The 21,633-nt window shown below is 42.5% G+C and carries 22 protein-coding genes; 2 read left to right on the forward strand and 20 right to left on the reverse strand.

Annotated features, from left to right (window positions below):
- Positions 1-185: 185 nt before the first annotated feature.
- The 4 genes from EDD74_RS05505 to EDD74_RS05520 all read right to left on the reverse strand — a co-directional run bounded on the left by EDD74_RS05505 (position 186) and on the right by EDD74_RS05520 (position 6,263).
- On the reverse strand, positions 186-3,254 hold the full coding sequence (locus EDD74_RS05505; protein ID WP_116442292.1) for a glycoside hydrolase family 2 TIM barrel-domain containing protein: 3,069 nt from the start codon (positions 3,252-3,254) through the stop codon (positions 186-188).
- 99 nt (positions 3,255-3,353) lie between these two features.
- Positions 3,354-4,127: a YibE/F family protein gene (locus tag EDD74_RS05510; RefSeq protein WP_116442293.1), complete on the reverse strand. Its 774-nt coding sequence runs from the start codon at positions 4,125-4,127 to the stop codon at positions 3,354-3,356.
- Complete coding sequence (locus EDD74_RS05515) at positions 4,124-5,257, reverse strand: YibE/F family protein (protein WP_116442294.1); 1,134 nt, start codon at positions 5,255-5,257, stop codon at positions 4,124-4,126. Before EDD74_RS05515 ends, EDD74_RS05510 begins: the two co-directional genes overlap by 4 nt.
- A gap of 157 nt (positions 5,258-5,414) precedes the next feature.
- Positions 5,415-6,263 carry a DegV family protein gene (locus EDD74_RS05520; protein ID WP_008975330.1) on the reverse strand — a complete coding sequence of 283 codons (849 nt, stop codon included), beginning with the start codon at positions 6,261-6,263 and terminating at the stop codon, positions 5,415-5,417.
- 150 nt (positions 6,264-6,413) lie between these two features.
- On the opposite strand from EDD74_RS05520, the gene EDD74_RS05525 reads away from it, so the two are divergent.
- Positions 6,414-6,935, forward strand: a complete 522-nt coding sequence (locus tag EDD74_RS05525) for a TetR/AcrR family transcriptional regulator (RefSeq protein ID WP_008975329.1) — start codon at positions 6,414-6,416, stop codon at positions 6,933-6,935.
- 1 nt (position 6,936) lies between these two features.
- Here EDD74_RS05525 and EDD74_RS05530 read toward each other — a convergent pair whose 3' ends face one another.
- The 11 genes from EDD74_RS05530 to EDD74_RS05580 all read right to left on the reverse strand — a co-directional run bounded on the left by EDD74_RS05530 (position 6,937) and on the right by EDD74_RS05580 (position 17,997).
- Positions 6,937-7,236: a hypothetical protein gene (locus EDD74_RS05530; protein WP_016438562.1), complete on the reverse strand. Its 300-nt coding sequence runs from the start codon at positions 7,234-7,236 to the stop codon at positions 6,937-6,939.
- Positions 7,237-7,348: 112 nt separating this feature from the next.
- Positions 7,349-8,632 (reverse strand): bifunctional phosphoribosyl-AMP cyclohydrolase/phosphoribosyl-ATP diphosphatase HisIE, encoded by a 1,284-nt coding sequence (gene hisIE / locus EDD74_RS05535; protein WP_116442295.1) that lies wholly within the window; start codon positions 8,630-8,632, stop codon positions 7,349-7,351.
- A 36-nt stretch (positions 8,633-8,668) separates the two neighbouring features.
- Positions 8,669-9,922, reverse strand: coding sequence for an ATP phosphoribosyltransferase regulatory subunit (hisZ, locus tag EDD74_RS05540; RefSeq protein WP_116442296.1), 1,254 nt, complete (start codon positions 9,920-9,922; stop codon positions 8,669-8,671).
- Between the two features lie 75 nt (positions 9,923-9,997).
- Positions 9,998-10,528, reverse strand: coding sequence for a Holliday junction resolvase RecU (locus EDD74_RS05545; protein ID WP_116442297.1), 531 nt, complete (start codon positions 10,526-10,528; stop codon positions 9,998-10,000).
- Positions 10,528-11,499, reverse strand: a complete 972-nt coding sequence (locus tag EDD74_RS05550; RefSeq protein WP_116442298.1) for an RluA family pseudouridine synthase — start codon at positions 11,497-11,499, stop codon at positions 10,528-10,530. Before EDD74_RS05550 ends, EDD74_RS05545 begins: the two co-directional genes overlap by 1 nt.
- A gap of 32 nt (positions 11,500-11,531) precedes the next feature.
- Complete coding sequence (locus EDD74_RS05555; RefSeq protein ID WP_116442299.1) at positions 11,532-12,092, reverse strand: hypothetical protein; 561 nt, start codon at positions 12,090-12,092, stop codon at positions 11,532-11,534.
- A gap of 19 nt (positions 12,093-12,111) precedes the next feature.
- The gene (locus EDD74_RS05560; protein ID WP_116442300.1) at positions 12,112-12,876 is read right to left on the reverse strand and encodes an SDR family NAD(P)-dependent oxidoreductase; all 765 of its coding nucleotides are present in this window, start codon (positions 12,874-12,876) and stop codon (positions 12,112-12,114) included.
- Between the two features lie 38 nt (positions 12,877-12,914).
- Complete coding sequence (locus tag EDD74_RS05565) at positions 12,915-14,834, reverse strand: YgiQ family radical SAM protein (protein ID WP_116442301.1); 1,920 nt, start codon at positions 14,832-14,834, stop codon at positions 12,915-12,917.
- A 5-nt stretch (positions 14,835-14,839) separates the two neighbouring features.
- Positions 14,840-15,565 (reverse strand): pseudouridine synthase, encoded by a 726-nt coding sequence (locus EDD74_RS05570; protein WP_016438555.1) that lies wholly within the window; start codon positions 15,563-15,565, stop codon positions 14,840-14,842.
- Entirely contained in the window at positions 15,553-16,968 is a 1,416-nt protein-coding gene (locus EDD74_RS05575; protein WP_116442302.1) for an RsmF rRNA methyltransferase first C-terminal domain-containing protein, read from the reverse strand. The genes EDD74_RS05570 and EDD74_RS05575 overlap by 13 nt, the downstream gene beginning before the upstream one ends.
- A gap of 144 nt (positions 16,969-17,112) precedes the next feature.
- Positions 17,113-17,997 carry a M23 family metallopeptidase gene (locus EDD74_RS05580; protein ID WP_116442303.1) on the reverse strand — a complete coding sequence of 295 codons (885 nt, stop codon included), beginning with the start codon at positions 17,995-17,997 and terminating at the stop codon, positions 17,113-17,115.
- A gap of 174 nt (positions 17,998-18,171) precedes the next feature.
- Between EDD74_RS05580 and EDD74_RS05585 the strand changes: the two genes are divergently transcribed.
- Positions 18,172-19,125, forward strand: a complete 954-nt coding sequence (locus EDD74_RS05585; protein WP_116442304.1) for a nucleoside recognition domain-containing protein — start codon at positions 18,172-18,174, stop codon at positions 19,123-19,125.
- Positions 19,126-19,127: 2 nt separating this feature from the next.
- Here EDD74_RS05585 and EDD74_RS05590 read toward each other — a convergent pair whose 3' ends face one another.
- The 5 genes from EDD74_RS05590 to EDD74_RS05610 form a co-directional block, all read right to left on the reverse strand.
- Positions 19,128-19,703, reverse strand: coding sequence for an ATP synthase subunit B family protein (locus EDD74_RS05590; RefSeq protein WP_008975315.1), 576 nt, complete (start codon positions 19,701-19,703; stop codon positions 19,128-19,130).
- A 2-nt stretch (positions 19,704-19,705) separates the two neighbouring features.
- Complete coding sequence (gene coaD, locus EDD74_RS05595) at positions 19,706-20,197, reverse strand: pantetheine-phosphate adenylyltransferase (protein ID WP_008975314.1); 492 nt, start codon at positions 20,195-20,197, stop codon at positions 19,706-19,708.
- Complete coding sequence (gene rsmD, locus EDD74_RS05600; protein WP_016438552.1) at positions 20,191-20,760, reverse strand: 16S rRNA (guanine(966)-N(2))-methyltransferase RsmD; 570 nt, start codon at positions 20,758-20,760, stop codon at positions 20,191-20,193. Before rsmD ends, coaD begins: the two co-directional genes overlap by 7 nt.
- A 138-nt stretch (positions 20,761-20,898) precedes the next feature.
- Positions 20,899-21,234 (reverse strand): cyclic-di-AMP receptor, encoded by a 336-nt coding sequence (locus EDD74_RS05605; RefSeq protein WP_008975312.1) that lies wholly within the window; start codon positions 21,232-21,234, stop codon positions 20,899-20,901.
- A gap of 142 nt (positions 21,235-21,376) precedes the next feature.
- Positions 21,377-21,583 (reverse strand): alpha/beta-type small acid-soluble spore protein, encoded by a 207-nt coding sequence (locus EDD74_RS05610; RefSeq protein WP_009262038.1) that lies wholly within the window; start codon positions 21,581-21,583, stop codon positions 21,377-21,379.
- Positions 21,584-21,633 lie beyond the last annotated feature (50 nt).

Raw genomic sequence — 21,633 nt, forward strand, 5'->3', positions numbered from 1 at the left:
TGTGCCTTGCTGCATAAAAAGCGGCCAGCAACATTTAGCTGCTGGCCGGGGAAATTTTATATTTTTTCTCTGTCCTCTTGACGGGGAGCAGTTCACTTCTGATTTCCTGCTTAGTAGAGTTCTGACTATTAAATTTTAATTAATCTATCCATTGTACAACCTGCAATGGATACTCTTAGTTTCATCTATAACACAAATTCTTTTCCCACTAAGATCTTCATTTGGAAAATAAATTCCTCTTGATCAAACCGGTATTCTTTCTGAAGACGAGGGCCACAACTGTTAGAACCGATTCCATTTTGTGCATAATCGAGGCAGACAATGGTGCTACCCGACTTTTCCAGTTCAAAATTGTGGGCTTTTGCTGTCAATTCTTCCTGAGTATAGTAAGACACATTAAAAGAAAATGTTGTCGGTGAGACTGCCGCAAATGCTTGATTTCCTTTTTTCAGTACCATGTAATCACAATCCGTGTGGCTTCCATTCTCCTGAGGCCGAATATAATCCTCATGCTGTTCCTCTACAGATGACTCATAAAGACCATGACTGCAAGAATGATATTTATCCCGGTAGCTCTCATGCGGACCAAGTCCATAAAATCGAATGGTCTCATATTCCCCTTTCAGAAATAGGCGAATACCAAATCTCGGAAGTTCTGGAAATTCTGTGTCTTTTCTCACATGCATTTTCACAGAAAGTTCTCCTCTACCAGAAATCTCCCACGCCACATCAATCTCCAGGACTTTTTGTAATGCCACCGCTGAGACTGATAACCTGCTATGGATCTGCACCTTTTCTTCCTGCATTGTCCACTTTGTTTTGTACGCTCTAGAGTGGCTCCGATCATATCCTGCACGAATCCATTCGTCTTTGATCCTCCGGTCATTATCCGTAGGTGCTCTCCAGATATTTAATTCCATCGGAGCATCAAACTGTTCTTTTCCGTCTATAGTCACCTGTTCAAACATCCCCGAAAGCTTATTGTAACAGTATAAAAACTGATCCGTCTGGATCAAAAGCAAACGATCTGTCTCTGAAACATGTATCAATCCATTTCTCTCCTGCATCGCTAAGAGTGCCGCCGCCTGCCTATTTTGTCCGTCTTCATTCTTCAAAAGAATCTCATCAAATCCAAGGCTGCTGTTCTCTTCCATCAAGTTCGTTCCGCACTTTAAATGGTAGCCTATTTTCAAATAACATTTTCCACTTTCCGGAACAGTTATCGGAAGAGAAATCTTGCCTTCCATGCGTGGCAGGATAGACTCCTGCAGTATAACTTTTCCTTGTTCCGTCATGATTCCATCACATGTCACTTCGTAGGTCAGAAAAAGATAATCTTTCAGATCCACCGCATTCATATAGTTTTTCAGACAAAGACTGCCGCTCTCCTGCTCAAATGAGATCACTCTCGCCGGACGATATACATTCCAATACTCCTTCAAACCTGTATGTGGTGTCCGATCTGGATACACCAGTCCATCGACACAGAAATTTCCATCGTGTACTTCTTCCCCAAAATCACCACCGTAAAAGTACATTGTCTTCCCATCTAAAGTTTCTCCGCGATACACTGCATGATCACACCATTCCCACACAAATCCTCCGCAGAGCTTGTCATACTGATCAATCTTGCGGAAATAATCTTCGAGATCCCCCGGTCCATTTCCCATCGCATGGCAATACTCAATCAATAAAAACGGCTTCTCCGGATTCTGCTCCATATAGGTGTCAATCTCTTCTAACTCCGGGTACATTCTGCTGAAAATATCAATATTGCTGCAATCATACGTTCTCTTCTCACTTTGATAAATTGAACTTTCATAACAGGTAAGCCTTGACGGATCAAACTTCTTTGTCCATTTTAATGCCTCCTCAAAGGTACATCCATAAGCGCACTCATTTCCCATCGACCAAATGACCACGCAAGGGCGGTTTTTCTCCCGATGTACGCAAAGTTTTGTGCGGTCTACTGTTGCCAAAATAAATTCTGGATTATCTGCAATCCGCTCATTCCAGCGCCTGCTTGCATTCTCCCAGCTAGAATCCTTCAAATACTGAGCTTCCGTTCCATGGCTCTCATTATCTGCCTCCCCAATTACGAAGAATCCATACGCATCACAGAGCTGATAAAAATACGGTGCATTCGGATAATGACTGGTGCGGATCGCATTGAAATTATGCTGCTTCATTAACTGCAGATCCTTTTTCATCTGTGCTGCCCCAACGACAAAGCCCGTTACCGGATCCGAATCATGTCGGTTCACCCCTTTAAATTTCACCGGTGCTCCATTGACGTATATCACTGCGTCTTTGATACAGATTTCCCGGATTCCCACCCGGTCTGTGATGACTTCCCCGGCACTCTTCAAAACCATTGTATACAGATATGGCTGTTCGGGATTCCACAATTTTGGTTCTTTAACCGAAAGGATTACCTGATGTGTATAGCCACTCTTCTCCGACTTCACAAACATTCCACAGGCTACTTCTCTATTTTCCTCATCACAAAGCGTAATCTTTACCGGCACTTCCTCTCCAATATAGTTTGCCCGGACAGTAACAGTTGCATCAGACCTTCCCAATGTAGTTGTTACAAAATAATCGTAGACTACATTTTCCGGTCTTCTTAACAGATAGACATCCCGGAAGATTCCGCTCATGCGAAATTTATCCTGATCTTCCAGGTAAGTTCCATCGCACCATTTCAAAACAAGTACCGCGAGCGTATTTTCTCCGTCAAGCAACACATCTGTGACATCAAATTCACTTGTAGCATGAGAAACTTGGCTATACCCGACATACTTTCCATTGATCCAAACATAAAAACAAGAGTCTACCCCTTCAAAATTCAAATAGGCTCTTGGTGCATCTGCCTGTTTCTTGTAATCAAATTTGTACACATATGCACCACATGGATTTTCCTGAGGTACATACGGCGGATCTAATGGAATCGGGTATCGTACATTGGTATACTGATGGCTATCATAACCATAATTCTGCCAGTTTCCCGGTACCTCCACCTCCCGAAAACAATCAAGATCAAATCCCGGTTCATAAAATCTGTCTTGCAGATCATAGAGACTGTCAAAATATTGGAATTTCCACCTTCCATTCAAACAGATTGTTCGGTCGGAAGAAAATCTGTCTTCCACCAACGGTCCCATATTGCAGGAAGCCGGTATGTAATAAGCTCTATACGGCATGGTGTTCTCATGCATAATTTCTAAGTCCTCGTAGTATTTTGGCACTAACATCACAAAATTCTCCTTTACCTTTCTAGTTTTTCTCCGCTTTAACGTGAGTTTATACTTTTTCCACTGTTTTGTCCATACACTCTAGTTTGAAAAAATTTCTTATTTTTCTTCCTTCTTCTCCTCTTTTTTCAGAAAAAGCATACACCCTGCCGAAGCAACCGGCACAGTCAACAGACATGCAATCGCGCTGAAAAGCATAGCAGACACTCCCTGAAATAACATTTTGGAATTTAAAATTACTTCTGCCGTATATTTCACATTTTTCAGATAGAAAAAGAGCAGTAAGGAATCTCCTAAGTAAGCGAAGAACAGCGTATTCACCGTAGTCCCAATAATGTCTTTCCCAATCTGCAGTCCCGAATGATAAATTTCACGTCTACTCATATCTGGTTTGTGTAAAATCACCTCGTACAAAGAAGACGTAATAGATAACGCGGTATCCAGCACTGCCCCAAGGGTGCTGAGCAATACCATACACACAGTAATCTGAAGCATGTTAATATGCAGATTGGTATTGTAATAATACATCACATCTTCCTGGATTGCCTGTATTTCATTTAATCCACCACTTCTTGCATCCCACAAAAGCAGAAAAATTGCTGCAAGCAATAACAGGATAACTATCCCGGTTGCTCCGAACGCAATCTCCGTCTTCTGATTTTTCCCATTTTGTTTTACCAGTGTAATATAACTGATCAGACCGGCTGCAATTCCAGTAATGATAAGAGGTGCATGCCCGCCTGCCATCAAAATGATCGCCAGTGACAATACCAGCAGATTTCCTGCAAGAGACATAACAGATACTGCTCCCCGGTCTCCACCGATCATCATCATCAATCCAAATAAAATCAACGCAAGTATTCCTATCATCATCTTTCATTCCTCCGATCTTTTCTAACTTTGCCGGTTTTCATAAAAACTGAAGCAAAAAGTATCGAAACTGGAATTGCCAGTACAATTCCGATACTTTCTATCAGAAAGCAGCAGATCTCATATGGAATATGCAGACGAAGGATCGTAAAAAAATCTACGTCATTGTTCATTCGAATCAAAAAGGTCGGAATCTGACTGCATGCAAATACAAACAAGAGTACATTCATCATTGTTCCCATAATATCATAACCGATCTCTCTTCCTGAACGGATCAGCGCCCGCACAGAAACAGATGGATTCTTCCTCGTAATTTCTCCGAGCGCTGATGAAATCGTCACAGTGACATCCATAATTGCTCCGAGTCCTGCCAACATGATTTCTGCACGAAATAATTCTCCTGGATCATCCATACTTCCAAGATATTCCATCGAAGAATAATCAAGCCCTCCGGTATACCGTACTGTCAGATCAAAGATTCCCATGATCAGCGCTAAAACACTTAACGTAGATAACACTGCCGCCCACGTTTTCTTATGGAATCCATTCAGGATCACAAGAGGTATTACCGCAAATAGAACTGTCATAAATCTACAGACAACAAGCACTTCTCTTCCTTTCAGGAACCCTGTAAACCCAAGGAAAAAAATTCCAAAATTTGCCACAACCGTGAGGATGGTAAGCATCCCTTTCTCCTTCGTAACCGCAAGCAGAAGGAAAATAAGCGCCCCTGCAAGCACTGCCAGGTGGGTATCCCTTTTCAAACTTTTGATCGTTCCTTTCAAAGAGTCTCCCTCCAGAGTCACGAGTACTTTATCTCCCTTTGCGTATTTTTGATCCAGTACCCCGGAATAAGAATATTCATTGTTCAGCCGTACTGTCTTTCCTTTTTTTTCTCCGTTCAGCAAAATTCCTTTGATGTTTTGCGCATAATAAGGTTCTCTCCCTCCCCGAACATCTTCTTCCTTCCTGCTTTCCTTTGTATGCACTGCCGTAATCTTAACAATAGGTGTCTGATATACCCACGCATCATTTGCCACAAAAAGAAGCAGGCAAAAATACAATAAGATTGCAGCAAAGATTCTTTTTCTTCTGACAGACACATTTTCTTTATTTTTCTTTTCTTCCCACATCACACTTTTTCCTTCATGATCACTTTTTAATTTTTCTTTATCGTATTCAGTTTTTCACTACTTGTCAAGTGGCAGCTAAAAACCTGTCTTTTTCTCAAAAATTTAGTGGAGAGTGTGATCTGATGTCATTCACACTCTCCACTATTATTTAAAACAATTATTTTTCATCTTTCTTCTTTTTTACAAAGCTGATCGCAACACAGGCCGGACCAACATGTGTCCCGATGATGCCACCTACCGGATACAGGTGGTAATTTGTCAGACCATACTTTTCAACAGTCTCTTCCATGAACTTTTCCCCAATCTCCTTATCGGATGTATATCCAAAATAGACCGGTTCCTTCTCATCGATTTCATAGGATTCATATTCTTTCCACAGATACTTCACGCCACCTTTTCTTCCGCGTGCCTTCCCTAACATCGTCAATTCGCGATCCTTCAGTTCAATCACAGGTTTGATCTGGAGAACATTTCCTAACACAGCAAGTGCTGCCGGAATCCGACCTCCCTTTTTTAAATAGGTAAGTGTATCTAACATGCCGCATACTGTGACGCGCTTTTTCAAATCCTCTATGGCCGCAACAATTTCTTCCATATTTTTCCCTTGAGCACGCATATCTACCGCCTTCTGTACCAGAAAACGCTGAGTAACAATCGCCTGCTCAGAATCAATGATCCAGATTTTCTCATATTCACTCATCTGTTTTGCAAGATTTGCTGCGTTGACTGTCCCACTCAATCCGCTGGAAAGAGTAATCACAAGCACTTCCTCATTTTTTTCTTTTGCTTCTTCGTACAACTGCAAAAATTCCTCCGGAGACGGCTGACTGGTAACCGGAAGTTCCTTCTCTTCAGCAAGCTTATCAAAAAAATGGATAAAATCCTCTTCTGTTTTCAATGGAAAATCTCCATCTGAAAATTTTGTCTTTAACCAGACAATCCGAATGTCCATCTCCTCTGCTTCCTGCTTTGTGATATCCGAAGCGGAATCTGTAATAATCATCATTGTAAAATTTCCTCCTTCAACAGATTGACAACCTCTGTCTGATTTTCTAAAATAGATGATACAAATATATCAATTAAACAATATAGCATATCTGCAAAAAAAATCAATGCAGAAACTTACAAATGAAACAAAACAGGAGATTTTGTATCTATGAAAAGAACCCAACGCACAAGCGATTTTCTAAAGGAATGCATTGCCGATTCGCTTTTAAGACTTCTGCGCACAAAGCCCCTTGAGGCAATTACGATCCGTGAGATCACTGAACTCGCCAATGTCAGTCGTGTCACTTACTATCGGAATTTTACTTCCAAAGAAGAAGTGATTGAATTTAAGCTGGACAAACTAATGACAGACTGGATTGAACACGAAAAAACAATCCGGAATACTTCTGCCTGTGAACTTGCAATCCGCTTTTTCCAGTTTTTCTACTCCATCCGGGATATCGTTCAGACTCTGATTCAGGCGAAACTATCACTTTTGCTTCTCAACGCACTGATCATACGCTTTGGCGACGTTTTTACACAAGACTGCGCCGAATATTATCGCCAGATTTTCATCTCCTTCGGACTGTGCGGAGTGATTCTTACATGGATGGATACCGGTATGAACGAGTCTCCGGAAGAAATGGGAAAAATCGTCACGGAAACATTTTTCCCGCAAGAACAGCCTTAACTTACTTTAAGAACTCTCCCATAGGTTGCTGATATGTAATTGCCTCTATGATTTTTGCACTATCGTATGTTCCAACAGAAGTTTTCTCATAATCGATCCCCGCAAAAATCAAAAATAAAATCAGACTGACACAGACACGCAGCACAAAAGTAGAACGGGGCAGTGCCTCTTCTTTCTCATAAAGTTGATGATACGCTCCCTGGCAGCGCGGATGGATCGCCGGATTGGATGTTCGTCCATTTCCATATAGATTTCTTGCCTGTGCAAGTAGTTCTTCTCTTCTTTTTTCTGTCTCATTCATACGAGTCTCTCCTCTCCGTCCCGACATGTTTGTAGTTGCTCCTAAAACAGCGGGCATACACTTCTTTTATAAAGTGTATGCCCGCTTAATTTCTGACAGACCAGTCCATCTGTTATCTCTCCGCAAGTTCTTTAATAATATCTTCCCACTTCACGCCTCGCTCAACCATAAGTACCATCGCATGATAAAGGAAATCAGAAATCTCTCCTTTAATCTCATCCGGGTTTGGGTTCTTTGCTGCAATGATCAATTCAGTTGCTTCTTCCCCAACTTTCTTGAGAATCTTATCAATTCCTTTGTCAAACAAATAGTTCGTATAAGATCCATCTCTCGGATTTTTTTTGCGCTCAAGAATCTTCTCATAAACCGTTTCAAACACTTGAAGCGGATTTGTGCCGTCATAATCCGTACCGACAAGCGGTTGGAAGAAGCACGTTGCATTCCCGGTCTTACATGCCGGTCCGATCTGTTCTACTTTTGCAAGCAAAGCCTCCTTATCACAGTTGATCGTAAGTGCCTTCACATACTGATAATGGCCGCTTTCCTCTCCCTGTACTTTGCTTCTTTTCGCTTCTCTGTCATAATAAGTCATCTTTCCGGTTTTGATTGTATTGTAAAATGCCTCTTTATCCATATAGGAAAACATCAACACTTCTCCAGTCTTATAACTTTGCGCGATCACAGGAAGAAGCCCCTCCTCATTGAGGCGAAACTCTGAAAACTCCATCATGCTCTCGAACGAAGTCATTTTAATATTTTCCTTAGCGCACTGCTCTTTAAATGCAACAAAATCCATTGTCGTCCGGCTTACATAAGCGCCGGAAAGTCCTTTCACACCCGGACATTTTAAAATTTTAAACAATTCTGACTTCTCATTCGTATCTGTAAGCACCACACACGGAATATCTGTCACATTCATGACCGAATCCAAATCCAGTCTGTGCATAAATAAAATTTCACTGCTGCACTCTTCGATCAAATGCTGTTGCTTAAACAGCGCATCAAAATCATTGAGAGAAACTGAGATTTTCTCCTTTCCAAACCTTTTTGCCGCCTCCTCGATCAACTCAAAGGAAATCGCTTTCGAAAAATTCAATACTGCCCGTTTCGCACCCGCATACAAGATTTTCTTGATATCTTCCTGCCGCTTGATATTTCCTCCCGCCACCATCGGAATGCGTATTGCCCGGCTGATCTTCTTCATAATTGCTATTGCTTCCTCATGTTCTTCGTCAGAAGAAGACAGATCAAACACAAAAAGTTCATCCGCACCATGATCACTGTAATATTTTGCCAGAGAAACTACATTTTCTGAAAGGACTTCTCTGTTGTCAAACCATTTTACTGCCTTCCCTTCATCGATGAAAATGCAAGGAATTAATTTTTTATAACTCATTTTTACAATTCGCTCCTTTATCAATTTCAGACCGCCTTACGCACAGTCTACGACTTTTTTCTCTCCCGTGTGTAAATTCACCATGATGATCTGCTCGTCTCTCCTCAGATAGATTAAGCTGCCCGCCTGCTTTCTGCGCCCATAGATATGATATACCGACAGATTTTTCTTTTCTTCCCGTTCAAGCAGCTCTACTCGTTTCCCTTTTCCGCGGAAGTCCTTCGCAAGAGAGATTGCGTACTTCCTCTGCTCCCGGTCAAAGAGCAGGATTATCTGCTCCGGTTCCTCCGGAATCTGGATTTTCTGTCGGATCAGTGCTTTCATCAGCTCATCTGTACCGATTGCAAACCCTGCTGCCGGAAGCTCTCTTCCGAATCTTTCCATCAACCTGTCATACCGTCCGCCTTTCGCGACAGGTTCCCCGCCTCCAAAAGTATCGCTCTTAAAAATCATTCCACTATAATAAGCATATTTCCCACACATGCCAAGATCAAATGTGATCATCTCCTGCATGTGGTACAGTTTTAAAATTTCATAAACTTCTTTTAAACGCTCCAAAGCAAGAATTGCCCGCCTGTCCGGTGCCAGCTCTCTCGCTTCATTTAAAATTTCCACACTTCCAACCAATTCTGGAAGGCGATAAAAAACTTCTCTGATCGGACGCTTTACCGGAAGTTTCTCAAGAAGTTCTCTCATACCAAGGAAATTTCTCCTTGCAATCATCGTCCGCACCTTTTCTTTGACTTCGGCAGGGAATTGTGCCGCATCCAAAAGGCTTTGCAGAAATTCCACATGCCCGACACTGATCTGAAATTCTTTCATCCCAGCGCGCTTCAGACTATCTGACGCAAGCGCGATCAACTCTGCATCTGCCCCTGCAGTTCCATCTCCAATGAGTTCTGCACCAAGCTGTGTGCTTTCACACAATTCTCCCTGCTGACTTCCATGATTTAAAAATGTATTTCCTATGTAACACATCCTAAGCGGTACAGAATCCTTTTCAAACTGTGTCACTGCAACTCTTGCTACCGATGGTGTAATATCCGGTCGCAATGCAAGTGTGTTTCCCTCCCGGTCAAAAAATTTATAGAGTTCTCTGGAAGATACGATTCCGGTGTCTCTTCCAAATACTTCCAGAAATTCAAAAGCAGGTGTCTGAATGTCTTCATATCCATACAAATGAAGCATTTCATGCAGTTCTTCCTGAAGCAACAACTTTTTTCTGCACTCTTTTCCATAAATATCTTTGACTCCCTCTGGTGTATGCAAAATCTTCTGTCTCATAGCCATTCTCCCCTTCTCCTTACAATTTTTACTTATCTTTTGGCATCATTTTTTATCTTCCCTTATCTTTTGTACTTCTTTTTATTCTCTTTCCTCTAGATCTTTCTGAAGCGCATCAAGATACGGTACATATCCTCCTGCCATCTTTAGAAAAAAGTGCTCCGAAAGCTCTTCCCTTCGAATGCTCTTTCTGCCGCCGGTTTGCCCCCGCTCCCAAAAGCATTCCATCTCGGCACAGCGCATATAATACAATTCATTCCGTCTACTGAAATAGATCAATAAAAATGCGACCCCATCCTGCTTTTCAAAATTTTTCATAAATTCCACTTGATGTTCATGGATATTCTGCAATGGGAAAGTATCTGCATTACACTCCTTTGCATCAAAACAAACCGGGATCCCCTGAACTGCTCCGATATAATCCACTGTACTCCGCTGCTCAAAATACGCAAGCGTAATATGCCTGTGTTCCTTGTCAATCCGCACCGGGGTGATCGGTGTCGGTATCTTCTGAATCAACGCAAGTCCCTTCTCCAGATATCTCTCATTAGTCCTGTTGATCATATCCTCCAGCGTAGATCCCCGAAGCCCTCTGGAATTCCATGTCCCCATCAGCGCTCACTCCTTAGTTCTTTGCAGATTTTTGCAAACAGCGGTGGGACGTCTGCAATAAACACCTTCTCAGACAGCTGACTGCAAACTCCCTCCATCACCGGAAACTCTAACCGATACGCATGGAGCAGCTGCGATTTCAATCCATATTTTTTTTGATAAAAGTCGTTTAATTTTCGGTCCCCATATTTATAATCTCCGATCAGCGGATGGCCTTCTGAGGCAAGGTGTGCGCGAATCTGATGCGTCTTTCCGGTAATCAGCCGTACTTCCAGCAATGTCACACCCTCTTTTGTCCACAACGGATGATATTCCGTCTCAATCGGCTGGTCAGATGGGTCCGATGGTCTGTCTAAAATCTGCACCTTGTTAGTCTTTTCATCCTTTTTCAGCCATCCTTTCAGATATTGGTCTTCTCGGATCACTCCCTGCACAAGACATCGATAATATTTGTGGAGAGTTCGCTCTTTGAAAAGTTCTCCCATTTTCTGAAGCCCCGGAAGGCTTTTCCCTGCCACGACTATTCCACTTGTATTGCGGTCGAGCCGGTTGCAGATTGACGGACGGAAACTTTTTAGTGTTTCTTCTGAGAGTTCCCCTGCGTCAAGCAGATACGAAATCAGATGTTCCACAAGAGAAACATCACTTTCCTTTGCCTTCTGCGACAACATTCCTACTGGTTTATTGATCAGAACAACATCTTGATCTTCGTAGATTACGGATAAATTTGTTTTTGTTCTCTGAATTTTTACGCTGGAAAATTTCCGAATCGTCTCGTCTGCCAAAAACAATTTTACTATATCCCCTTCTTCCAGTTTCTCATTTCCAGTTGCTTTCTTTCCGTTGAGGACAATATTTTTCTTTCGCATCATTTTATAGAAAAAACTCTTTGGCGCTTCATTTAAATACTTTGCCAGCAGTTTATCCAGACGCTGGCCAGCCTCATTTTTTGTCACTTTAATTTCCTGCATCTTTTTTCTCCCGCTCTTTTTCAAGTCTGATTTTACAGAGAAATATTCAGAACAATGCCCAAGAGCTTCTGTTCCCTTTCCTCATTTCGCTCATGTCCCAGTGCTTCCAGTTCCCGCAGTCTCTGCAAAAATGTCTCGTAATTTTCATAAATCTTGATTGTCATTTTCTGATAGCCGTTCTGCGATAAAATCTGGGTAATATGTTTCTGGGCATATGCCGGATCTGTCTTTTTGCTTCTTGTATAACCAATCATCACATGATCAGAAACCGTCATACAGTCGATCGGCATGATTTTCTCATAGCTTGTCACAACCAGATCATAGACAACCGGAAGGGTCCCTGCTACCCGTCCGATCTCTTCTGCTTCTTTCTGTCCTATCGAATGGTACGGCCACCTCGTGATCACACCGACAAGAGATTTTCCTGCCGGAAGACATCCTAAGACTGCAACGATAGTCAATAGATTTTTCTTCGTATGTGTCGTCAGGTAACCCGTCGCCATGATCGCGATGACCAGACCAAACATCATCGCTGTTTTTAAAATTTCTTTTTTCTTCTGTGAATCCAGATAACCTGGTCTTCCTTTTTTCATTTTCTCACCTGTCTCTGATTTACTTCCAGAAATGCTGCATCACACCAAGCACAACCTTCTGCGGCAGGACTTTTGTTGCAATCCTAGCACTTTTCATTGAAATGCCGCAAACAGACAATTTTTTACCTCTTGCCGCATCAAGTAATGCCTGCCGTACAACGACTTCTGGCTCTTTCATAAAGTTATCTTTTGCATTTTGACCATCTTCTTCCGTACGAGCTACCTCAAAAAATTCGGTGCGAACCGGTCCGGAGCACACTGCCGTCACAAAGATTCCCCTTTTTTTCACTTCCTCGCCGAGCGCATCCGAAAAACTTTTCACATACGCCTTCGTCGCTGCATATACCGAAAACTTTGGCTGTGGGCAGAATGCTGCCGCAGATGCCACATTGACAATTCTGCTGCCTGTACTCATATATGGAAGAACTATACATGTCATATAGGTCAGCCCTTCACAATTTAGACGGACCATATCTGCCTGATCGGTCGAAGAGATTTCTTCCACTTCTCCGACTTTGCCAAATCCTGCTGCATTGACGAGCATACGGACATCTGGATTAAATTCCTGAAGCGCTGCTGCTATTTTGTCAAATGCACTCCGATGCCTTAAGTCTGCTGCAAAGATTCTTACTTTTGTCATCATCCTGCTCTCTACTTCCAGAAGTCTGTCTTCTCTTCTGGCAATGATCCAGATCTCATCCAGTTCTTTGTACAGCGATTCAATCTGTCGTACAAATTCTCTTCCGAGTCCGGAAGATGCTCCTGTTACAATTACAATTTTCATTTTTTACACTCCCCTTATCTTTTACTGTTTCTTATAGGCTACTGTTTCTTTTTATGCACGTTTCGGATTGCTTTTTTCTTCTGCTTTCCTTTCCCCTGTGCTTTTGCCTGAGACTTTCCCTGTGCCTGCTTTCTGAAGCCTTCCCCGGATCCTTGTTTTGGCTGTCTTGGACGGATCAGACAATGCCTGTCATATCCTACCAGATCCATACGTCCCGCCTTTTTCAGCGCCTCCATGACTAGATCGTAATTTTTTGGATTCCGGTACTGGATCAGTGCTCGCTGCATCGCTTTCTCATGCGGATTCACCGGCACATATACTTTTTCCATTGTTCTCGGATCCACCCCCGTATAGTACATGCAGGTTGAAATCGTCGAAGGTGTCGGGTAGAAGTCCTGTACCTGCTCCGGCATATAGCCGAGATCTCTTAAATACTCTGCAAGCTCTACCGCCTCTTTCATCGTTGATCCCGGATGAGAGGACATCAGATATGGAACTAAAAACTGATTTTTCCCCAACTTCTGATTGATCTTCTTATATTTTTCAGTAAATGCCTCATATACCCGGTTCTCCGGTTTCCCCATCTTTTGAAGCACTGCATCCGAGATATGTTCCGGTGCCACCTTCAGCTGACCGCTGACGTGGTGCTCGCACAATTCTCTGAAAAACGTATCGTCTTTGTCTGCCATCAGATAATCAAACCGAATACCGGAACGGATAAATACTTTCTTCACATTTGGAAGTTCACGTAATTTTCTCAGCAATTTTAAGTAATCCTTATGATCTACTTTCAAATTTCGGCACGGTTTTGGGAAAAGACACTGCTTTTCTTTGCACACCCCGTACTGAAGCTGCTTTTCGCAGGACGGTGCACGGAAATTTGCTGTCGGTCCGCCGACATCATGAATATATCCTTTAAAATCCTTATCCCATATAAACTGATTTGCCTCCGCCAAAAGCGACTCATGACTTCTCGTCTGGATGATACGCCCCTGATGAAAAGTCAACGCACAGAAATTACATCCTCCAAAGCATCCCCGGTTGCTGATCAGACTGTATTTTACTTCTTCAATCGCCGGAACTCCTCCTGCGGCTTCATAGGACGGATGATAGGTCCGCATATACGGGAAACTATACACTCTGTCCATCTCCGGCTGTGACAAAGGCTTCGCCGGAGGATTCTGCACGACATACAGATGATCCGAATAAGGTTCCACAAGTCGTTTCCCTGAAAATGGATCTGTATTACAGTATTGTACATAAAAACTTCTTGCATAGTTTAATTTATCTTTTTTCAACTCCTCATAAGACGGAAGCGTAACCGCATCATAGACACTGCTCAGATCTTTCGCCTTGTACACCGTCCCATCGATAAAGGTGATATCCCCGACTGCGATTCCACTCTTTAGCGCATCTGCGATCTCAACGATCGATCGTTCTCCCATCCCATAGGAAATCAGATCTGCTCCCGAATCTAACAAGATGGAACGCTTCAGATGATTCGACCAGTAATCATAGTGTGCAAGCCGCCTCAAACTTGCCTCGATCCCCCCGATAATGATCGGTGTTTTTTTATAGACCTGCCGAATCAGATTTCCATAGACGATTGTCGCATAATCCGGACGTTTCCCCATGACTCCTCCTGGTGTAAAGGCATCGGTCTTTCTTCTTTTCTTAGATACGGAATAATGGTTGACCATCGAGTCCATATTTCCCCCGCTGACCAGAAATCCAAGTTTCGGTTCTCCATATTCCATAATGCTTGTATTATCTTTCCAGTCCGGCTGGGAAATGATTCCCACCCGGTATCCATTTGCCTCCAGAATCCGGCTGATGATCGCCGGGCCAAACGATGGATGATCCACATAGGCATCCCCGATCACATAAGCAAAATCTACTGCATCCCATCCTCGTTCTTCCATATCCTTTCTGCACACTGGCAAAAATCCTTGATTCATTCTTTCTACCTCATTTGTTTTAATTGTGTAAGTTCCTGTTCTGTCAATTTCCGGTATTCGCCAGGAAGAAGTTTTTCATCCAGCACAAGGCTTCCCATCGACAGACGTTTTAAATAAGTCACTTTCTTTCCGACCGCCTCAAACATTCTTTTGACTTGATGAAACTTCCCTTCACGGATCGTAAGGGTAATCTCCGACTCCTCACCGGAAGATAAAATTGTAAGTACTGCCGGAAGAGTCACTCTCTTTTCACCAATATCGACTCCTTTTCCAAACAACTCCACATCTTCTTCTGTCACGGTTCCCTCTATTTTGGCATAATACTTCTTATCCACATGCTTTTTCGGTGACAAAAGATCATGCGCCAGTGCCCCATCGTTTGTAATGAGTAAAAGTCCTTCGGTATCCTTATCCAGTCTTCCTGCAGGAAACAAATCCTTTCTCCTTCGATCTTCGATAAGGTCTATCACTGTCTTATCTCTTGGATCCTCTGTTGCCGATACAACTCCTGCCGGTTTGTTCAGCATATAATATTCATATTGGTGATAAGAGACAATCGCTCCGCTGCATACAACTACTTGCTTCTCACAATCCACTTTCTCTTCCGGTTTTTTTACAATCAGACCGTCCACGGTGACCAATCCCTTCCGGATCATCTGTTTTACTTCACTTCTTGTCCCGACCTGCATATCAGCAAGATATTTATCTAATCTCAACATTATGACTGCCATCTCCATCCTGGAAGATATTTATTCTTCACCGTTCCGGCAGAGAGCTTTCCCCATCCGAGAGGATACTCATCGACACAGATCAGATACCATCCTTTTTCTTTCGGTGAGACAAGATCTTCCACATCCAATGTCTCTCCTTTTAAATACTTGACCACGCGCTCATCTTCTGCTGAAAGACAAAGGCAGTACCTGTATTCTTCCTTTTTCAAATTCATCGCAAACGCCTGGCTTGGCTCAAATCGGTTCTTCTTCAGTTCTCCGAGAAGCAGACCCGTGCGTAAGAATCGAATCCCTCTGACATCCGGCAGATCCTCCGGCATATAGTAGACGCACTCCCCGTGGATTTCCAAACGGCTTTTCTCTAAGTCCCAACTGACATTTTCAAAAAACGCTTCGAGTTCCTCCGGAATCTTTCTCACACCTGTCTTCGCAATTCTGTCTGCTTTTATCCTTCTTTGTCTTGTCTGCTCTTCGTTTTCTTCCTTTGGTTGTTCCCCTTTCTGCAACAGTGCCACATAATGTCCTTCTCCATGAAGCTTATGCGGGAACATCCGCACAGTCCTGGACAAGTCTTCCCGTTTGCTTCTGGAAACTTCCGGAAGTCCCGGACAAAATCCTTCGTACGGTGCAATCTCACAAATTTGAAATTCCGGATACTGCTCTAACAAATATTCGATTGTCCCTTCGTTTTCTTCCGAATCAAATGTACAAGTGGAATACAGCATCATTCCACCCGGCTTTAACATCCTCGCTGCCTGTGTCACGATACTTCTCTGAATCTTTGCAAAAAATTCCGGTCCATGTTCTTCCCATGCCTTGACCATCTTTTTATCTTTTCGGAACATCCCTTCCCCGGAGCAAGGCGCATCAATCAAAATCTTATCAAAATACTCCTCAAAATATTCCTCTATTTTCCCAGGTTCCTCACTCAGCACAAGTACATTTCCAATTCCAAACAATTCAATATTCTTTAACAATCCCTTCGCCCTGGAATTGCTGATATCATTTGCAACAAGTACACCTGTCCCATCCAGCTTCGCTCCGAGCTCTGTCGCCTTTCCTCCTGGGGCCGCACACACATCGAATACTTTATCTCCCGGATTGATTGGAAGACGATTTGCCGGAGTCATCGCACTTGGCTCCTGAAGATAGTAGAGTCCTGCAAAATAATACGGATGCTTTGACGGCTGTACATGGTCTCCATCGTAGTAAAACCCATTCTCAATCCATGGAATCGGCTTCAGTTCAAACGGAGAAATTTTCAGAAACTCCTCCACACTGATCTTTCTCGTATTTACGCGAAGCCCGTACAAACGCGGCTCATCATAACGTTTTATATATTCTTCATATTCTTCCTGAAGCAAAGCCTTCATTTTTTCTTCAAATTTAATTGGTAAATTCATTTTTTCCTCCAAATGGTATTATCTCAAAAAAATCACCCAATATATTGTATCATATTCCATTTTATTACACCACCCCAAACCTCAGAGAAAAGTATCCCGTTCCCGCGCAGAAAAATAGACTTTTGATGCACTGGCAGTCTAATGTTAATATCGATATCTCAGTTTTTTCTGCTCTGCATACTTCAAAATTGCATACGGGTTGATACTCATCTCAGTTCCATCCGGATAAATATAAATACCGAGGTGCAAATGAACCGGAAACATTCCTTTTGTCCCGGCTTCTCCATACCCAGTATCTCCCATAAATCCAAGAAGCTGCCCGGCTTTCACCTGATCGCCAACCTTCAAATTTGCATAGGAATCCAGGTGTGCATAATAAAAATACGCCCCCGCCTCAGTCCAGATTCCAATCCGGTTCCCGCCTTTTTCAAGCCATCCGATCTTTGCCACAGTTCCATCCGTTATACTGATGATTGGATACAGCCCTCTTACATTTTCCCCCGCCATCAGATCCGTCCCCTCATGTCCTCTTTTTCCTCCATAATTTCGCTCTTCCATCCATGAATCTGCAAAGGACACAAATTTTCTGCCAGGCTTTTCTGATTCCGGTATCGGAAAATACTTCACTGTATTCCAGATTGCGCGGCAGGTATTTCTGTATGATTCATAGGAAGGGTTTCTCTTCCAGCATTTTTCTCTCTCCTGAAATGTTTCACCGGAAATCTGCCACGGGAATGTTTCGTATCCGAATTTTGTCTCCAGCCAGTAGATTCCAAGGTCTCTGCCGGGATCTTCTGCTTTCTGTATGTAGGACTCCATTTCCTCCGTCACATACTGTCTCCAAAACGCTGCTGTCTGAACTGTATTCGCATGCAGTCTTTCAGATTTCCCCTCTTCATAGACTTCATGCAGCCCAATCTGACAGAAAAATGCTGCCAGAAACACAAACAAAATCCGTCTGATCCTTTCCCGTCCAAATACTCCCTGTCTCATACTATCTGCCGCCCTGCAGTTTTTCTTCACCACCATTCTATGAATCTTCCTGTGACTTTATCCGTCATCCTTTCATTGCTTATGATATTTTTCGCATCCGGACCATACTTCCTATTTTCTAATCTCGAGGAGTATTGGACATAAAAAGCATTTTTCTCCCATATGAATAATTACAGAAAATCTATTTGGACATTCACAGGAGGTCATACTATGAAACGTAAAGCTGCAAGTTTTGGAATCATTCTTTTTTTCCTCATCATGCTCTTGTGCCCGCAGGAAGTATTTTTGGGAGCAAGCAAAGGACTTCTTCTCTGGTTTCAAACAGTTCTTCCAACACTGCTTCCATTTATGATTCTGTCCGGACTTTTGATTTCTACAAACAGTATCGTCTACCTGGACCGGATCTTCGGACCTTTTTTTCGAAGACTCTTCCGTACTTCTGAAAACGCTTCTTTTGCCATTATCGCAGGATTTCTCTGCGGTTATCCAATGGGCGCCAAAGTTACCGCAGACCTTCTCCGGCAAGATCGAATTTCTAAGACAGAAGGGCAATACTTGCTTTCTTTTTGCAATAATACCAGTCCGATGTTTATCATCAGCTACATCGTCTGGCAAAATTTTCAGGACAAATCCCTTCTTGTCCCGACTTTATTCCTTTTGTTTTTGACTCCGATCTTATCAAGTATTCTTTTCTATCCTTTTTACCATAAAAAGCAAAAGACTTCTTCGCCAGAAAAAAACAGTTCTGACAACACAAAAAAACAGGCACCCCACATTTGCATCAAATTTCAAATGTTGGATACCTGCATTATGAATAGTTTTGAAGCGATCACAAAGATTGGAGGTTATATCATGCTCTTCTCCATCCTGATCTCACTATTGTCCTCTGCCCCACTGCAGAAAATTCCGCTTCTGCATATAGCACTTCCGTTTCTAGAAATCACAAACGGAATTCCACTGTTATGCGCAGCTGACACTTCCTGCGCTGTACGCTTCGTTCTGACACTTTCTCTCACGGCATTCGGCGGTGTCTGCTCGATTGCACAGACAAACTGTATGTTAGAAGGAACCGGACTTTCCATATTTCCTTATTTCCTTCAAAAACTGATCACCGCAATTCTCTGTGGGATGCTGTCAGCTCTTTTCTTCCAACTCTTCGTCTAGCCTTAGTTCTGAGTTGCATTTCCGTCATACTCTGCTTCTTCCGGCTGAACAAGCTCCGCACGATTTGCACGTACAACGTCATAGCATTCTTTCAGTGAATTTACAAGTCCATCAAATTTAGATGTATAACTGTCCATTGTGTGTCCGACAATACTTTCAACACCTGCTAAAAGTTCGTCTGTATATTGTACAGCACCTAACCGGATATCATTTGCATCATTTGTAGCATTATCAAGAATCTGCTGCGCCTGCTCTGTCGCTGCCATCACAACTTCATTTGCCTGCGCATAAGCCTGCTGCATAATCTCATGCTCACTTACCAGCTCGTTTGTCTGTACATGCGCTTCCTCCAGCATACTGTCTGCTTTTGCCTGCGCATCTGCAAGAATCGCATCCTTATTAGAAATAATCTTCTGATAACGCTTGATCTCATCCGGTGTCTTCATGCGAAGTTCCCGAAGTAATTCATCAATGTGATCCTTATTTACGATAATCTTTGATGTAGATAATGGCTTAAACGGACATCCGTCAATATACTCCTCAATCTCTTCAATAATCTGCTCAATACGGCTGCTCATAGTTACACTCTCCTTTTGGTTTTCATCTTTTCTTCTATCTTATCTACGACCAGTTCTGGTACAAACTGTGTGATGTCGCCTCCAAATGCTGCCACTTCTTTTACAGTTGTCGAGCTAAGAAACGAATACTCCAGACTTGTGGTCAGAAACATCGTCTCTATCTCTGGTTCTAACTTGTGATTGGTCTGTGACATTTGCAACTCATATTCAAAATCTGTAATCGCGCGCAGTCCTCTTACAATTACCTTTGCACCGATCTGCTTTGCAAACTCTACCAACAATCCGTCAAAGGCCATCACCTTGACATTTGGCAGATCTTTTGTCACTTCTTCTAGTATTCTAACACGTTCTTCCACAGAAAACAACGGCGTTTTTGCTTTATTATTCAGCACACCGACAATTAATTCATCTGCGATCTGACCGGAGCGCCGGATCATATCCAGATGTCCAAATGTAACCGGATCAAAACTGCCCGGATAAATTGCTCTTAACATACTCTTTCGCTTCCTTCCAGCGCGAGGAACAAATGCAGATTGGTCTTATATTCTTTCTTTTTCAACACCGAAAATCCAAAAGATTCTACATAAGAAAAGTCCGTCGACTTAGATGCCTCTACGATGATCACACTGTCCTCATCAATCAGCTTCGATTCTGCAAGATACTCCAACACCTGCTTTTCCAACAGTTTATTATATGGCGGATCCATAAAAATATAGTCAAATGTTCCGCTTCCTTCCATGCGTCTGAGCGCAGTCATAACATCTGTCGCCATCGTCACCGCGCGTTCTTCCAATTTTGTTTTCTTCAGATTCTCTTTGATACACGCCATCGCTTTCGGATTCTGCTCCACAAATACAGCTTCCCCGGCTCCTCGGCTAAGTGCCTCAATCCCGATTCCTCCGCTTCCGGCAAACAGATCCAGAAATCTGCAATCATATAAGTAAGGAGAAATCATATTAAACAGCGTTTCCTTAATACGGTCCGTTGTCGGTCTTGTATCCAGACCATCCAATGTCTTTAATTGTAATCTTTTCGCGCTTCCTGCAATTACTCTCATAAGTTCTCCTTTCTCTCTTTCTCATTTTTACCGGCAAGCATCTGACTGCATTTTCAGAAAAACATACCGGTTCTCGTCTATTATATAAATTTGTTGTAATATTGTCAAATATAAAAAGAATGTGCCTTGGCACATTCTTTATACTTTATGGAACTCCTCTACATTGATCACAAAGATGGTGGCTCCTCCGGCTTCTACTGTGATTGGCACAAAAGAATAATTGCTCACAGGAGCACCGCTTCCCATATATGGAGCCTGCACTTCGATCTGCTGTCTCTTTGCGCATTCTTCTTTCACAATCTCAATTACTTCCGGAACTTTCTCATCCTCTGTACCGATCATCAATGTTGTATTTCCTCTCTTTAAAAATCCACCGGTACTGGAAAGCTTTGTGACACTGAATTTTTTCTCATTCAATTTCCTTGTCGCTCTTTCACTATCTTCATCATGTACGATCGCATATACTAACTTCATTTCAAAGCCCCCTTCACATGCTCTTGCTTTTCCGTTATTTTACCATTTTTTTATAAAATATGCAATCAAAGAATGAGAAAAAGCGCATAGGATTTTCCCATACGCTTTTCTCATTCTTCTACTTTTTGATCAACATTCCGGCTTATTTACCAGCCATCTGTTTCTCCTGCTGTTCAATCATTTTCTTTACCATATATCCACCAACAGATCCGTTCTGTCTGGATGTGAGGTCTCCGTTATATCCTTCTGTTAAAGGTACTCCAAGCTCGTTTGCTACCTCGTATTTGAATTTGTCTAATGCTTCTTTTGCTTCTGGTACTGCTGTTCTGTTTGATGAACGACTTGCCATGATTTTTTCCTCCTTTAAATAACTATCTTTTTGTTTTTGTAACAATTGTT

The sequence above is a fragment of the Faecalimonas umbilicata genome, assembly GCF_004346095.1.
GTDB classification, from domain to species: Bacteria; Bacillota; Clostridia; order Lachnospirales; family Lachnospiraceae; genus Faecalimonas; species Faecalimonas umbilicata.

Excerpts from the sequence above, each read along its gene's own strand:
- EDD74_RS05560 (WP_116442300.1), bottom strand. The coding sequence starts at position 12,876 with ATGAAAATTGTAATTGTAACAGGAGCATCTTCCGGACTCGGAAGAGAA.
- EDD74_RS05520 (WP_008975330.1), bottom strand. The coding sequence starts at position 6,263 with ATGATGATTATTACAGATTCCGCTTCGGATATCACAAAGCAGGAAGCA.
- coaD (WP_008975314.1), bottom strand. The coding sequence starts at position 20,197 with ATGTTAAGAGCAATTTATCCGGGCAGTTTTGATCCGGTTACATTTGGA.
- EDD74_RS05570 (WP_016438555.1), bottom strand. The coding sequence starts at position 15,565 with ATGGCAGTCATAATGTTGAGATTAGATAAATATCTTGCTGATATGCAG.
- EDD74_RS05505 (WP_116442292.1), bottom strand. The coding sequence starts at position 3,254 with ATGTTAGTGCCAAAATACTACGAGGACTTAGAAATTATGCATGAGAAC.
- EDD74_RS05575 (WP_116442302.1), bottom strand. The coding sequence starts at position 16,968 with ATGAATTTACCAATTAAATTTGAAGAAAAAATGAAGGCTTTGCTTCAG.
- EDD74_RS05515 (WP_116442294.1), bottom strand. The coding sequence starts at position 5,257 with ATGTGGGAAGAAAAGAAAAATAAAGAAAATGTGTCTGTCAGAAGAAAA.
- EDD74_RS05510 (WP_116442293.1), bottom strand. The coding sequence starts at position 4,127 with ATGATGATAGGAATACTTGCGTTGATTTTATTTGGATTGATGATGATG.
- EDD74_RS05585 (WP_116442304.1), top strand. The coding sequence starts at position 18,172 with ATGAAACGTAAAGCTGCAAGTTTTGGAATCATTCTTTTTTTCCTCATC.
- EDD74_RS05605 (WP_008975312.1), bottom strand. The coding sequence starts at position 21,234 with ATGAAGTTAGTATATGCGATCGTACATGATGAAGATAGTGAAAGAGCG.
- EDD74_RS05525 (WP_008975329.1), top strand. The coding sequence starts at position 6,414 with ATGAAAAGAACCCAACGCACAAGCGATTTTCTAAAGGAATGCATTGCC.
- EDD74_RS05565 (WP_116442301.1), bottom strand. The coding sequence starts at position 14,834 with ATGAATCAAGGATTTTTGCCAGTGTGCAGAAAGGATATGGAAGAACGA.
- hisZ (WP_116442296.1), bottom strand. The coding sequence starts at position 9,922 with ATGGCTATGAGACAGAAGATTTTGCATACACCAGAGGGAGTCAAAGAT.
- EDD74_RS05610 (WP_009262038.1), bottom strand. The coding sequence starts at position 21,583 with ATGGCAAGTCGTTCATCAAACAGAACAGCAGTACCAGAAGCAAAAGAA.
- EDD74_RS05530 (WP_016438562.1), bottom strand. The coding sequence starts at position 7,236 with ATGAATGAGACAGAAAAAAGAAGAGAAGAACTACTTGCACAGGCAAGA.
- hisIE (WP_116442295.1), bottom strand. The coding sequence starts at position 8,632 with ATGAGTTATAAAAAATTAATTCCTTGCATTTTCATCGATGAAGGGAAG.
- EDD74_RS05580 (WP_116442303.1), bottom strand. The coding sequence starts at position 17,997 with ATGGTGGTGAAGAAAAACTGCAGGGCGGCAGATAGTATGAGACAGGGA.
- EDD74_RS05590 (WP_008975315.1), bottom strand. The coding sequence starts at position 19,703 with ATGAGCAGCCGTATTGAGCAGATTATTGAAGAGATTGAGGAGTATATT.
- rsmD (WP_016438552.1), bottom strand. The coding sequence starts at position 20,760 with ATGAGAGTAATTGCAGGAAGCGCGAAAAGATTACAATTAAAGACATTG.
- EDD74_RS05555 (WP_116442299.1), bottom strand. The coding sequence starts at position 12,092 with ATGAAAAAAGGAAGACCAGGTTATCTGGATTCACAGAAGAAAAAAGAA.
- EDD74_RS05550 (WP_116442298.1), bottom strand. The coding sequence starts at position 11,499 with ATGCAGGAAATTAAAGTGACAAAAAATGAGGCTGGCCAGCGTCTGGAT.
- EDD74_RS05545 (WP_116442297.1), bottom strand. The coding sequence starts at position 10,528 with ATGGGGACATGGAATTCCAGAGGGCTTCGGGGATCTACGCTGGAGGAT.